At 60.3% G+C, this 13,215-nt stretch carries 11 protein-coding genes; all 11 read left to right on the top strand.

Translation table 11 applies throughout. The features are described from left to right. Positions 1 to 26 precede the first annotated feature (26 nt). A complete protein-coding gene (locus tag HNQ36_RS04225) occupies positions 27 to 1,349 on the top strand; it encodes an ABC transporter substrate-binding protein (RefSeq protein WP_184082662.1) in 1,323 nt (440 codons plus the stop codon). A 64-nt stretch (positions 1,350 to 1,413) separates the two neighbouring features. Further along, on the top strand, positions 1,414 to 2,274 hold the full coding sequence (locus HNQ36_RS04220) for a carbohydrate ABC transporter permease (protein ID WP_184082661.1): 861 nt from the start codon (positions 1,414 to 1,416) through the stop codon (positions 2,272 to 2,274). Next, complete coding sequence (locus tag HNQ36_RS04215) at positions 2,274 to 3,107, top strand: carbohydrate ABC transporter permease (protein ID WP_184082660.1); 834 nt, start codon at positions 2,274 to 2,276, stop codon at positions 3,105 to 3,107. Before HNQ36_RS04220 ends, HNQ36_RS04215 begins: the two co-directional genes overlap by 1 nt. Positions 3,108 to 3,109: 2 nt before the next feature. Then, on the top strand, positions 3,110 to 3,886 hold the full coding sequence (locus HNQ36_RS04210) for an SDR family NAD(P)-dependent oxidoreductase (RefSeq protein ID WP_184082659.1): 777 nt from the start codon (positions 3,110 to 3,112) through the stop codon (positions 3,884 to 3,886). Beyond that, entirely contained in the window at positions 3,883 to 4,965 is a 1,083-nt protein-coding gene (locus HNQ36_RS04205) for a glycerol dehydrogenase (RefSeq protein WP_184082658.1), read from the top strand. Before HNQ36_RS04210 ends, HNQ36_RS04205 begins: the two co-directional genes overlap by 4 nt. Before the next feature lie 341 nt (positions 4,966 to 5,306). Further along, the gene (locus tag HNQ36_RS04200; protein WP_046829212.1) at positions 5,307 to 5,396 is read left to right on the top strand and encodes a K(+)-transporting ATPase subunit F; all 90 of its coding nucleotides are present in this window, start codon (positions 5,307 to 5,309) and stop codon (positions 5,394 to 5,396) included. A 9-nt stretch (positions 5,397 to 5,405) separates the two neighbouring features. Further along, positions 5,406 to 7,109, top strand: coding sequence for a potassium-transporting ATPase subunit KdpA (gene kdpA / locus HNQ36_RS04195; RefSeq protein ID WP_184082657.1), 1,704 nt, complete (start codon positions 5,406 to 5,408; stop codon positions 7,107 to 7,109). A 23-nt stretch (positions 7,110 to 7,132) separates the two neighbouring features. Next, positions 7,133 to 9,205, top strand: coding sequence for a potassium-transporting ATPase subunit KdpB (gene kdpB, locus HNQ36_RS04190; protein WP_184082656.1), 2,073 nt, complete (start codon positions 7,133 to 7,135; stop codon positions 9,203 to 9,205). 11 nt (positions 9,206 to 9,216) lie between these two features. Next, a complete protein-coding gene (locus tag HNQ36_RS04185; RefSeq protein WP_184082655.1) occupies positions 9,217 to 9,819 on the top strand; it encodes a K(+)-transporting ATPase subunit C in 603 nt (200 codons plus the stop codon). A gap of 21 nt (positions 9,820 to 9,840) precedes the next feature. Further along, positions 9,841 to 12,528 carry a sensor histidine kinase gene (locus HNQ36_RS04180; RefSeq protein ID WP_184082654.1) on the top strand — a complete coding sequence of 896 codons (2,688 nt, stop codon included), beginning with the start codon at positions 9,841 to 9,843 and terminating at the stop codon, positions 12,526 to 12,528. Then, positions 12,525 to 13,214: a winged helix-turn-helix domain-containing protein gene (locus HNQ36_RS04175; protein WP_184082653.1), complete on the top strand. Its 690-nt coding sequence runs from the start codon at positions 12,525 to 12,527 to the stop codon at positions 13,212 to 13,214. The genes HNQ36_RS04180 and HNQ36_RS04175 overlap by 4 nt, the downstream gene beginning before the upstream one ends. Position 13,215: the final 1 nt, after the last annotated feature.

Genomic DNA, 13,215 nt, shown 5'->3' with positions numbered 1-13,215 from the left:
GTGAATTTGCCATGGGAGACAACGAAATGTCTAAGAACGGGAAATCGAATATCGATCGCCGAACGCTCATCAAGGGCGCCGGCGCAGTCGGCGCAGGGATCGCGGCGGGTACGCTCGGCGCGCCTGCAGTTTGGGGGCAGGGCAAGAAGACGATCCGCTTCCTCAACACCGAAACGTCCATCGACAGCATCCGCGCGCTGAAGGTCGCATGCGCGGAATACGAACGCCAGTTCGGCACGCAGGTCATCGTGGATTCCGTGCCGCTCGACGATGCCTTTACCAAGGTGACGACCTCGCTGCGCGGCGGCCAGCCTTACGACATCGCGACATTCGCGTTCGTCGGCCACGTCCTTCTGCTGCAGGCGGAAGGGCATCTGATGCCGCTGACCGAGCTGACCAGCAAGCACAAGTGGGGTCCGAAGATTCTCTTCCCCATCAAGGGCGAAACCTACTGGTATCCCTACGATTACAATCTGGCGTGGATCTACTATCGCAAGGATCTCTACGAGAAGAAGGGCCTCAGCGTTCCCAAGACCTGGGCCGACATGCTCAAGAATTCGCAGGCGCTGAATGAGGACGGCCGCGCGGGCGCTCTGTTCCCGATCGGCAGCAACGGCGCAACCAATTGGCTTTCGCCGGGCTTCATGTGGGCCGAAGGCGTCAAGCTATTCGACGACAAGTGGAACGTCGCTATCGACAATGCGGCGAACGCTCCGAAGGTCGCCGCCTATCTCGATTTCTTCGCCGATCTCTACAAGACCATGCCATCCGGCACGAGCCAGGCGAGCTTCGGTGAAGTGCTCTCCAACTTCTCCTCGGACAAGGTCGGGCACACGGCCTATGCCGGCCGCATCATCGAGGCGCTCGAGCGCACGTCACCGGCTCTCGCGACCAAGTACGGAATCATGCCGTACATGGACAGCGCGGGGAAGGCGAAGGCGGTCAACCACGGCTATGACGGCTGGGTGGTGCTGAAGACGCCGAACTCGAGCGAGTCGATGAAGTTCATGAAGTGGTTCACCGAGAACCAGTACATCAACTTCCTGCATACTGCGCCGTTGCACTTCCAGCCTCCGCGCCTCGACGTTTACGAGGATGCGCGCTGGCGTGCTCACCCGCTTATCGAGAAGCACAAGGATGCGGTGGAGACCATGAAGGGTTTCATCGTCGACAAGTCGATGACCCTGACCTCGGTCGATACGGAAGGTCCTGCGCCGGACTTGCGTCCGGGCAAGGTCTTCGAAGGCTTTGTGATCCCCGAAATGTTGCAGAACCGCATCCTGAAGAACATGCCGGCGGCCGACTGCGTCAAGGCGGCTGGCGACAAGATGCGCAAGCTCACAGCATAAGAAAAGCGTTTGCCAACTGCCCGGCCGGATGCTCCCGGCCGGGCTTTTCCCCGGAAAGACGAACTTGAGTTCGAAAGCGACGATCTACAGCTTCTTGCTGATTGGACTGCTGGTGACGCTCGTGTTGATCGTCGCGCCGGTGACCTATGCCATCAGCCTGAGCTTCTACAAGCTCGACTCGTTTGTCGGTGAGCCCAAATGGGTTGGCCTCGACAATTACATTGCGATTATGCAGTTGCCGGAATTCTGGCGCGCGCTTTGGAATGGTGTCGTTTATTCAGCCGGGTCGATCGTGCTTCAGGTGGTGCTCGGCATCGGCTTTGCCCTGATCTTGAATGAGACGTTCCCGGGTAGAAATTTCGTTCGCGGACTCTCCATTCTTCCTTACCTGCTTCCGACCGTGGTCGTGATCCTCACATTCAAGTGGATGGTGGACGGCAGCATCGGCATCATCACCAAAGCCATCGCAGCAATGGGGCTGCCGCCTGTGAACTGGTTCGAGAGTTCCGGCGCGGCAATGACGTCAGTCATCCTCGTCAGCGTCTGGATGTGGACCCCGTTTGTTACGACCTGTTTCCTCGCGGCATTGCAGACCGTTCCGACGTCGCTCTACGAGGCGGCGCGGGTGGACGGCACCACGGCGGTGCAGCGGTTCTTCCACATTACGCTGCCGATGCTGAAGCCGATTTTGACGGTAGTCGTTCTGCTCCGCGCGATCTGGATGTTCAACAAGTTCGACGTGATCTGGCTTTTGACCCGAGGCGGGCCGGTCGGATCGACCGAGCATCTGGCCATCCTGTCCTATCGCCACGCATTCAGCCTCTTCGACATCGGCGGCGGCGCTGCGATTGCGACGATTTCCTTCGCGATCCTGTCGGTGGCCGTGTTCTTCTACTTCCGCATCTTCCCGCTCGAGGACGATTAATGGCCGCCGTCAAATCGCTTCCCGCCCGGCTGAGTCTCTATGGCGCCGCGATCGTCATCGCGATCTATTCGGCGTTCCCGATCTACTGGATGTTCATCTCCAGTCTGCGCGAGCCGACGAGCCTGCTCAGCACCGTCTCGCTGATGCCGGGTCCGTTCACACTCGAATACTATCGGAACCTGCTCGAACTGACCGATTATCCGACGCATTTCATGAACAGCGTGATCGTTGCGGTGGTCACGGTCGTTGTGACGATGATTTTTTCGATCATGATCGCCTACGCCGTGACGCGCCAGCGCATCCGCGGCAAGAAGCTGATCGTCGGCGCAATGCTCTACGCCTACATGTTTCCGCCGCTGCTGATCGCGATCCCGATGTTCACGATCTTCGCGCGCCTTGGCCTCAGCGACACGTTGATTGGCCTGATCGCGTCGCATCTGACGCTGACGCTGCCGCTCGGCGTCTGGTTCCTGTGGGGCTTCTTCAAGGGTATGCCGTTCGAACTCGAAGAAGCTGCGATGGTCGATGGTTGCACGCGGCTTGGCGCATTCCTTCGGGTCGTGTTGCCGTTATCATTGCCGGGATTGATCACGGTGGCGATCTTCTCGTTCCTGTTGTCCTGGACAGATTACACGTTCGCGCTGATCATGATCGGCAGCGATGCCAACAAGACGTTGCCGGTGGGATTGGCCTCGATGGTGGGGTCGTTCGATCTGCGCTGGGGTGAGATCATGGCGGGATCGACGTTGATCGCGCTGCCTTTGTTCGCGGCGTTCGCGCTGTTGACGCAATATTTTATCCAAGGCCTCGGTGCCGGCGCTGTGAAGGGTTAATCATGGATCTCGGACTGAAGGGCAAGGCCGCACTGGTCACCGGTGCCGCACGTGGCATCGGCAAGGCTGAGGCACTGGCGCTGGCGGCAGAAGGATGCTCCATCGCGATCAACGACATCGATCGCGAGGCCGCGGAGGCCACAGTCGCTGAATTGACGGCGGCAGGTACGAAGGCGGTTGTTGCTATTGGTGACGTCTCGGAAGAAGCGGGCGCGGAAGCCGTTGTCTGCGAAGCGCATCGCGGACTTGGGCATCTCGACATTTTGGTCAACAACGCTGGCGCAGGCGGTCGGCATCTCGGCAGCCTTGCCGAGAATATGTCGCTCGACGATTGGGACATTATTGTCCGGACACATCTGCGCAGCACATTCCTCTGCAGCAAGTATGCCGTCCCGTTGATGCGCGAACGCGGCTTCGGACGGATCGTCAATACGTCGTCGATGAACGTCACCGGCGGCGGACGTCCCGGCGTGACGAATTATTCCGCCGCGAAGGCGGGGGTCATCGGCTTCACGCGGACGCTGGCCAAGGAAGTCGGCAGCGCCGGGATTACGGTCAATGCAATCGCGCCGGGTTATGTCGAGACCGCGCTGATCGCGGGTTTTTCGGCAGAAAAGCGCGCGGTGATTGCCGGACAGAATCCGCTCGGCCGGTTTTGCCAGCCGGATGAGGTGGGTTCGCTGATCGCATTTCTGTGCTCCACTCAGGCCGCGTTCATCAACGGCGCGCTGATCTGCATGGATGGCGGCAAGCGCGACTTCTTCTGGGGTGACCAATGACCATTCGAGCCTTCGGCGGTCCGCATCGTTATGTTCAGGGTCCGGGCGCACTGAATGAACTTGCAGCGCTGGTGTCTCTTTACGGTCGTCGCCCGTTTATCGTTGCTGACGTAGCGGTACTGGGCTCGCTCCGCGAGCAGCTCACCGCATTGCTCAAGCCATGCGTCGATGGCCTGGAGTTCGCTGAATTCTCGGGCGAATGTTCCGCGAACCAGATCGATACGATGGCCGCAAAGGCCAGTGCCGCTAACAGCGATGTCATTATTGCGATTGGCGGCGGCAAGGCGATCGATACCGCAAAGGGTGTCCGTATCCTGCGGGGAGGGGCAATCATCGTCGTGCCGACGGTGGCCTCGAACGATGCGCCGACCAGCCGGCTGGCGATCGTCTACACCGACGATCACGTCCTGAAGGAGGTTCGGCTGATGCCGACGAATCCGGACGCGGTCGTCGTGGACACGTCGATTATCGCGCGGGCGCCGCGCCGCTTCTTCGTTGCGGGCATCGGCGATGCGCTCTCGAAGAAGTTCGAGGCTGAGCAGTGCTTCAATTCCGGCGGCATGAACTTCTACAAGGCGCGGCCTGCCGCGCTCGCGGTTTCGATTGCCGACCAGTGCTATCAGGTGATCCGGCGGGATGCTGTCGCGTCCCTCGCAGCAGTCGATCGCAAGGAGCCTGACGCGGCTTTTGAGAATATCGTCGAGGCGACGATCCTGCTGAGCGGTCTCGGCTTCGAGAGCGGCGGGTTATCGATCGCGCATTCCCTCACGCGCGGCTTTTCAGCCGTTCCCTCACTGAATGCATCGCTCCATGGCGAGCAGGTGGCGTTTGGACTTCTGACGCAGCTTTGTCTCGAGCAACGGTCGGCAGACTTTCTTGCTGACATCGTCTCGTTTTATCGGGCGGTCGGTTTGCCGACGAGCCTGAAGGACCTGGGGTTTTCGGGCGACCTGCAGGACGGCATTTTGACCATCGCGCAGCGCTCGATTGCCGAAGCGCCATACCTCAAGCAGTTTGTCGGAGCCGTGACCGAGGAAAACCTCGTGGCTGCGCTCAAGCGCGCAGATAGTTTGCGCTAAGCCGGGCTGAACACGCCAAGCCTAGTAACGCCTTTAAAAACAACGTTCTAGCGGGACGGCAGAACCCTTTGCGAGCGCCGGTGGTCATCCACCGGGGCGGGGATGTGTCCTCGCGACTTGCCGGCTCGTCGGTCAAACCTCCCCATCTTTATTGTTTCTTTATACGCCCCCCTGGCAATTCGCATCGTTTCCTTATGTGCCGCGGCCTATCTGCATGGAAGCCCAATCATTTGTGGGAAGTTTTCCATGCTCGATCTGCTCATGCTGGCCATCGTCTTTGGCCTTTTCATCCTGACGATGGGTTACGCCATCGCCTGCGACCGGCTCTAAAGAGGCGTCTCATGTCCATTGATTATTCGTTAGCCGCGCTGACAACAGCGGGGCTGCTTGTCTATCTCACCTACGCTTTGCTGCGTCCCGAGCGTTTCTAGGAGTCCGCCATGACAATGATCGGCTGGGCCCAGATCATCATTTTCTGTATCGTCCTCGTCGCGCTCACTCCTGTGATCGGCGGCTATATGACCCGCGTGTTCGCGGGCGAACGCACATTCCTGTCGCCGATCCTGCGGCCGGTTGAGCTGGCTCTGTATCGTGTTGGCGGGGTTGACGAGAAGCGCGAGCAGCACTGGCTTGCCTACACGGTTGCCATACTCCTGTTTCATGTTGGCGGCTTCGTGTTTCTGTACGCTTTGATGCGCGTGCAGGGTGCGCTGCCGTTCAATCCGGCAGGCCAGTCCGCAGTCGCGCCCGAGCTTGCGTTGAACACGGCCGTCAGCTTCATCACCAACACCAACTGGCAGAACTACGGCGGCGAAAGCACGATGTCCTATCTCGTGCAGATGCTGGGCCTGACGCATCAGAATTTCCTGTCGGGTGCGACGGGCATTGCCATCGCGGTTGCATTGACTCGCGGATTCTCGCGAGCGTCGGTGCAAACCGTCGGCAACTTCTGGGTCGATCTCACCCGCAGTACGCTTTATGTGCTTCTGCCGATTTGCGTGCTGCTCACGCTGTTTCTTGTGTGGCAGGGTATGCCTCAAACGCTCGGCCCGTACGTCGATGCGACAACACTGGAAGGCGCGAAGCAAACCATCGCGGTCGGCCCTGTGGCTTCGCAGGTGGCCATCAAGATGCTGGGCACCAATGGAGGCGGCTTCTTCAACGCGAATGCTGCGCATCCGTTTGAAAATCCAACCGCGCTGTCCAACTTCGTGCAGATGCTGGCGATCTTCGTTCTCGGCGCTGCCATGACGAATGTCTTCGGCCGGATGGTCGGCAATCAGCGGCAGGGCTGGGCGATCCTGGCGGCTATGGGCGTGCTGTTCATTGTCGGCGTCGCGGTTTGCTACTGGGCTGAAGCCAACGGCACGGCTGCGCTGCAGGCGCTTGGCCTGTCCGGCGGCAACATGGAAGGCAAGGAAGTCCGGTTCGGCATTATTGCATCCGCATTGTTTGCCGTTGTCACTACCGCCGCCTCATGTGGTGCGGTCAACGCAATGCATGACTCTTTCACGGCGCTCGGCGGCATGATTCCGCTGATCAACATGGAACTGGGCGAGATCGTCGTCGGCGGCGTCGGCGCAGGTCTTTACGGGATGCTGCTGTTTGTCATCGTCACGGTGTTTGTCGCAGGCCTTATGGTCGGCCGCACGCCGGAATACGTCGGCAAGAAGATCGAAGCGCGCGAGGTCAAAATGGCGATGCTTGCCATCCTGATCCTGCCGCTGATGATGCTGGGCTGGACGGCGATCGCGGTGGTCTATGAGCCGGCGGTTGCATCGATGGGGAATGCCGGTCCGCACGGCTTCAGCGAAGTGCTCTACGCGTTCACCTCGCAGACCGCAAACAATGGCTCTGCCTTCGGTGGACTCACGGGCAACACCCCATTCTACAACCTGGCTGGTGCGATCGCGATGTTTGTCGGCCGGTTCTGGATGATCGTGCCTGCCATGGCGATTGCCGGGTCGCTTGCCGCGAAGAAAACCGTAGCGGTGTCCAGCGGGACGTTCCCGACCACTGGCGGTCTGTTCGTCGGCCTGCTGGTCGGCGTGATCCTGATCGTCGGCGGACTCACCTTCTTTCCGGCGCTGGCGCTGGGCCCCATCGCCGAACATCTCGCGATGCTGGCCGGCGGCTCGTTCTAGATTATCTCCCTCGGAGTAACGTTATGGAATCCGCGAAACTGCGTAAACACGTATCGGCAACGACGCTGCTCGATCCGTCCATCGTCCTGCCGGCTATCGGTCAGGCTTTCGTCAAGCTCAATCCGCGCACGCTCGCCAAAAATCCGGTGATGTTCGTGCTCGAGGTGGTCACGGTGCTGACGACGGTGCTGCTGATACGCGACATCGTCATCGGCGCCGAGAACATCGCGTTTGAGCTGCAAATCGCCATATGGCTGTGGTTTACCGTGCTGTTTGCCAATTTCGCGGAAGCCGTCGCGGAAGGGCGCGGTAAGGCGCAGGCCGATACGCTGCGGCAGACCCGAACGGAAACGCGCGCCAAGCGGCTTCTGTCGGCCGACAACGATGAACTCTATGAGGGCGTGTCTGCGGACCAGCTCGAAGCAGGCGATCTCGTTGTCTGCGAGGCGGGCGATATCATTCCTGGCGACGGCGAGGTGATCGAGGGTATCGCATCGGTCAACGAGGCTGCGGTTACGGGTGAGTCGGCGCCGGTGATCCGGGAGTCCGGCGGTGACCGTTCGGCGGTCACAGGCGGCACCACGGTGATCTCCGACCGTATCGTCATTCGCATTACGTCATCGCCGGGATCGTCGTTCCTGGACCGCATGATCAAGCTGGTGGAAGGCGCAGAGCGGCAGAAGACGCCAAACGAGATTGCGTTGAACATCCTGCTGGTCGGATTGACGATCATTTTCGTGTTCGCCACGGCTACGATCCCGAGCTATGTCGCTTATGCGGGTGGATCGATCTCGGTGGTGGTGCTGGTTGCACTGTTCGTGACGCTGATTCCCACCACGATCGGCGCGCTGTTGTCCGCGATTGGCATCGCGGGCATGGATCGCCTGGTTCGTTTCAATGTGCTGGCGATGTCCGGGCGCGCAGTCGAGGCCGCTGGTGACGTCGATACGTTGTTGCTGGACAAAACCGGCACGATCACCTTCGGCAACCGTTTCGCGACGGAGATTATCGTCGTTCCGGGCGTGACGGAACGCGAAGCGGCCGAAGCTGCGTTGCTTGCGAGCGACGCGGACGAGACGGCGGAAGGCCGTTCGATCATAACGATGGCAGCGGAGAAGTACGGCGTTCAACGCGCAGCGGTGCCAAAGGGCTCGGCCTTCATTCCGTTCTCGGCTGTGACGCGCCTGTCCGGCGTCGATATCGGCACGCGCAAACTGCGCAAGGGCGCAATCGACTCGGTTCTGAAATTCGCTCGCGACGAGGCGGGTGGGGATATCACCGAACCGCCCGCGTTCCGTGCGGCGGTCGACCGGATCGCACGTTCGGGCGGCACGCCGCTCGGCTTGGCCGATGGCGGGCGCATCCTTGGCGTGATCCATCTCAAGGATGTCGTAAAGCCCGATGTGAAAGACCGGTTTGCCGCCCTGCGCCGCATGGGAATCAAAACGGTGATGATCACCGGCGACAATCCAGTGACGGCGGCCTCCATCGCCTCCGAAGCGGGCGTCGATGATTTCATCGCCGAAGCGACACCGGAAGACAAGCTGCGTTACATTCGCAGCGAGCAGGCGAACGGACGTCTGATCGCGATGTGCGGTGACGGCACCAACGACGCTCCTGCACTGGCGCAGGCGGATGTCGGCGTCGCGATGCAGAGCGGCACCCAGGCGGCGCGCGAGGCCGGCAACATGGTCGACCTCGATTCCGATCCCACCAAGCTGATCGAGGTGGTGGAGATCGGAAAGCAATTGCTGATGACGCGTGGAGCGCTGACGACATTCTCCATTGCCAACGATGTGGCGAAGTACTTCGCGATCATTCCTGCGATGTTTGTGGCGTTCTATCCGCAACTCGGCGTGTTGAACGTGATGCAACTGTCGTCTCCGCAAAGCGCGATTCTGTCGGCAATCATCTTTAACGCACTCATTATCATCGGTCTGATTCCGCTGGCGCTTAAGGGTGTGAAGTATCGTCCTGTCGGTGCGGCTGCGTTGCTGCGGCGGAATCTGCTGGTTTACGCGCTCGGCGGTGTGATCCTGCCGTTCATCGGCATCAAGGCGATCGATCTTGTGGTTACAGCCCTGAAGTTGGCTTGAGAGGTTTAGTCATGTTGAGAGAAATTCGTCCCGCGCTTGTATTCCTTATCGGCCTCGTGGCCATCACCGGGTTGATCTATCCGCTGGCGATGACGGGAGCGGCACAGGTGCTGTTCCCCTATCAGGCGCAGGGCAGCCTGATCGAACAGGACGGCAAGGTGATCGGTTCTGCGCTGATCGGGCAGCAGTTCACGGAAGCCAAGTATTTCCATGGCAGGCCTTCGGCGACAACCGGGCCTGACCCGCAGGATTCCTCCAAGACCGGCCCGGCTCCGTACAATGCCTCGAACTCCATGGGATCGAATCTCGGCCCGACCAGCAAGGTGCTGGCCGAGCGGCTTGCGAGTGGCGTTGAGACTCTGAAGAAGGAGAATTCCTCGGCGGCTGTCCCGGTCGACCTTGTGACCACGTCGGGAAGCGGGCTTGACCCGGATATCTCTCCGGCAGCGGCGCTGTTTCAGGTGCCGCGGGTTGCGAAAGCGCGGGGCTTGCCGGAAGCGCGACTTCGCTCGCTTGTGGAGGGGATGGTTGCGACGCGCAGTCTCGGCTTTCTGGGTGAACCTCGCGTAAATGTGCTGCAGTTGAACCTTGCAATGGATAAGATGGGTTCGTGAGTGCAGCTACCGAGGAGTTGAATGTCTAGCGAGGAGACGAAGAGAGCCTCACCTGATGCTTTGTTAGCCCTCGCCGGCAAGGAAGGGCGGGGACGACTGAAGATTTTCCTCGGCGCGGCCCCCGGTGTCGGCAAAACCTACGCGATGCTCACGGCGGCGCGCAGCGAGAAATCCGGCGGCAAGGATATTGCCGCCGGGCTGATCGAGACGCATGGCCGGCGGGAGACCGAGCAACTCATCGACGGGTTCGCGGTTTTGCCTCGAAAGCCGATCGTCTACCGCAATCAGGTGATGCGCGAGTTTGATCTCGATGCGGCTCTCGCGCGCAGACCGGACCTTCTGCTGGTCGATGAATACGCGCACACCAACGTGCCCGGCAGCCGTCATCCCAAACGCTGGCAGGATATCGATGAGCTGTTGCGGGCAGGGATCAACGTCTGGACGACGCTGAACATCCAGCATCTGGAAAGCCTCAACGACGTTGTTCAGAAGATCAGCAAGGTGCGGGTGCGCGAGACCGTGCCGGACAAGGTTTTCGACAAAGCCGATGAGGTCGTGCTGGTCGATTTTCCGCCGGACGAACTGTTGAAGCGCCTGGCTGAAGGCAAGATCTATGTTCAGGATACCGCCGCTCGCGCTGTCGACAACTTCTTTAAGCCGCAGAATCTCACGGCGCTGCGCGAACTCGCGCTGCGGCGGGCGGCCGAACGTGTCGATGCTGCTCTCATCGAAAGCATGCAGGCGCAGGCGATTGAAGGGCCCTGGGCGGCAGGCGAACGCATTCTTGCGTGTGTCGGACCCGACCAAATCTCACCGAGCGTCGTGCGTGCAGCCAAACGTCTCGCCGATTTGATGGATGCACCGTGGATCGCCGTAACGGTGGAGCGGCCAGGTGCTTATATCGACAGCGTCGCGCGCCAGCGGTTGGATGAGATACTGAAGCTTGCCGAGAGCCTTGGAGCTGACACCCAGACGTTGACCGGCACCGACATGCCGGCTGAACTTCTGCGGTTCGCGAAGTTCGAGAACGTAACCCAGATTGTTGTTGGCAGGGCGCGCGGGGGCCTTATCAACGAATTGCTGCGGCGCTCGCTTCCGCACGAACTGGTGCGGAGAACACAGGATATTGCGATTCATCTGGTCACGCGAGAGGCTGATGTTGCAGCGTCTCCGCCCCGGCCGCGGCGACGCTGGTCTACTGAAAAACTGAACTCGTCCCATTTTCTATATGCCACTGCCGCAGTCAGCGGGGCGGTGGCGGCTGGCGAGGTTCTCACGAGGCTGACGCCTATTCCGAACCTCTCGATCGTGTTCCTGCTGGCGGTGCTGTTTAGCGCGATGAATTTCGGCATCTGGCCGGCGGTCTATGCGTCGATCCTGTCGTTCCTCGCCTATAATTTCTTCTTCATTTCACCGCTGCACACCCTGACCGTTGCTGAGCCCTATGAATTGCTCGCACTGGTTATCTTTCTCGTTGTCGCGATCACCAGTGCCGCCATGGCGGCCAGGGTTCGCGCACAGGCGCGGACTTCGGCGGATCGAATGCGCGCGACACGTCGGTTGTACGAATTCACGCGGCGGCTGTCGGGACTGGCCAGTTCCGTTGATGTTGCGGAGGGTGCTGCGAGCGAAATTCACACCAGTTTGAGGCGGCCGGTCGTGGTGTTGTTGGCAAAGGATGACGATGTGGCGCTAACGGCGGCCTGGCCACCGGAGGACGAGCTTGATGCTGCGGCGATGACAGCCGCGCGCTGGGCCTATAATCACGCCGAGCCCGCCGGCGCAAATACGGGTACGCTGCCGATCATCCCGTGGCTTTTTACGCCGCTGAGGATCGGCAACAAGGTGCTGGGGACCATTGGCGTCGCGACAGAGAAAGATGCGCCGCCGCTCGACTCGGAGGAGCGAGCCTTGCTGGATACCTTATGCGGACAGGCGGCGGCTGCGCTTGAGCGGGCGTCATTGGCAGGCGAAATGGTCGACGCCAAGACCGCCGCCGAGGCCGAACGGGTCCGCAATACCATGCTAGCTTCGATTTCCCATGATTTCCGTACGCCACTGTCATCGATACTTGGGTCTGCGACGAGTCTTCTCGATTATGGCGACAAACTCGATGCAGCGTCGAAGACCGATTTGCTCGGACAGATCAAGCAGGAGACCGAAGGTCTCGACGAGATGGTGCGCAACCTTCTGGCGATCACGCGGATCGACGCGGGCGCGCTTGAGTTGCGGAACGATTGGATCGATCTGCGCGACATCGTCGCTCGTGTTATCAGCGCCGCGCGTCGTCGTGGAGCTCGGCAATCATTGGCCATCGAAATGCCGGCGGATCTGCCGTTGGTGCGTGCCGATGCGATACTGGTCGAACAAGCCATCGGTAATATTGTCGCCAATGCGGTGCTGCACACTCCGCAGCATACACATATCGTCATTGATGCCGTAGCAGCTGAAAGCGAAATTTCTCTGCGCGTGACGGATAACGGGCTTGGCATTGCTGTCGATGTTCTTCCGCGAATCTTCGACCGCTTTGTAAAGGGGGGTGGTCTGAATGCAAGCACCGACGGTGGGCAGGGGACCGGGCTTGGGCTTGCCATTGCCAAGGGCATTATGGAAGCGCATGGAGGTTCAATCCGGGCGGAGAGTCCTGTTGCCGAGAACCACGGCGCTCGCTTCATCATGACATTTCCGCGAAAGGATCCGAAGGCATGACTGCCAGAGCCCGTGTGCTGGTCGTTGACGACGAAGCAGCGATCCTGCGCTTCCTCAAGCCGGCACTCGAAGCGAACAGCTATGAGATGAGCAGCACCGATACTGTCGCTGACGCAATCAAACGAATTGCTGCCGAAACTCCGGATATTGTTTTGCTGGATCTTGGGCTCGCCGACGGCGACGGCAAGGATGTCATCCGCCGTGTCAGGGAGTGGTCGGACGTGCCGATCATCGTGCTGTCGGCGCGCGAACGCGAGGCCGAGAAGATCGATTCTCTCGATCTTGGCGCCGACGACTATGTGAACAAGCCGTTCAATGTCGGTGAGTTGATGGCGCGGATGCGGGCGGCACTGCGCCATCGCTTGCAGCGCAAGGCCGAGACGCCTTTGCTTTGCGTCGGCGACCTGGAGGTCGATTCGGTTCGTCATCGTGTCACGCGCGGGGGTGCGGAGCTCAAGTTGACACCGAAGGAGTTCGATCTGCTGTCCTTTCTGGCGCGGCACGCAGGCCGTGTCGTCACGCACCGGCAAATTCTCGCCGCTGTCTGGGGGCCTGCACATACGGAGGATACGCAGTATCTGCGGGTCTATATCGGCCAGCTCCGGCAGAAGATCGAGGACAAGCCGGACGATCCTCGCGTGGTGTTGACGGAGCCGGGGATCGGATACCGCGTGAGGGAGATGTAAC

It is taken from the genome of Afipia massiliensis, assembly GCF_014203115.1.
Classification (GTDB): Bacteria; Pseudomonadota; Alphaproteobacteria; order Rhizobiales; family Xanthobacteraceae; genus Afipia; species Afipia massiliensis.
Note: the sequence above shows the minus strand (reverse complement) of the source record. Positions and strands in the feature narration are given on the sequence as shown.

Bases quoted from the DNA above. Each gene is read 5' to 3' on its own strand.
- HNQ36_RS04175 (WP_184082653.1), top strand. From the start codon at position 12,525: ATGACTGCCAGAGCCCGTGTGCTGGTCGTTGACGACGAAGCAGCGATC.
- kdpA (WP_184082657.1), top strand. From the start codon at position 5,406: ATGACAATGATCGGCTGGGCCCAGATCATCATTTTCTGTATCGTCCTC.
- HNQ36_RS04185 (WP_184082655.1), top strand. From the start codon at position 9,217: ATGTTGAGAGAAATTCGTCCCGCGCTTGTATTCCTTATCGGCCTCGTG.
- HNQ36_RS04215 (WP_184082660.1), top strand. From the start codon at position 2,274: ATGGCCGCCGTCAAATCGCTTCCCGCCCGGCTGAGTCTCTATGGCGCC.
- HNQ36_RS04205 (WP_184082658.1), top strand. From the start codon at position 3,883: ATGACCATTCGAGCCTTCGGCGGTCCGCATCGTTATGTTCAGGGTCCG.
- kdpB (WP_184082656.1), top strand. From the start codon at position 7,133: ATGGAATCCGCGAAACTGCGTAAACACGTATCGGCAACGACGCTGCTC.
- HNQ36_RS04210 (WP_184082659.1), top strand. From the start codon at position 3,110: ATGGATCTCGGACTGAAGGGCAAGGCCGCACTGGTCACCGGTGCCGCA.
- HNQ36_RS04180 (WP_184082654.1), top strand. From the start codon at position 9,841: ATGTCTAGCGAGGAGACGAAGAGAGCCTCACCTGATGCTTTGTTAGCC.
- HNQ36_RS04225 (WP_184082662.1), top strand. From the start codon at position 27: ATGTCTAAGAACGGGAAATCGAATATCGATCGCCGAACGCTCATCAAG.
- HNQ36_RS04200 (WP_046829212.1), top strand. From the start codon at position 5,307: ATGTCCATTGATTATTCGTTAGCCGCGCTGACAACAGCGGGGCTGCTT.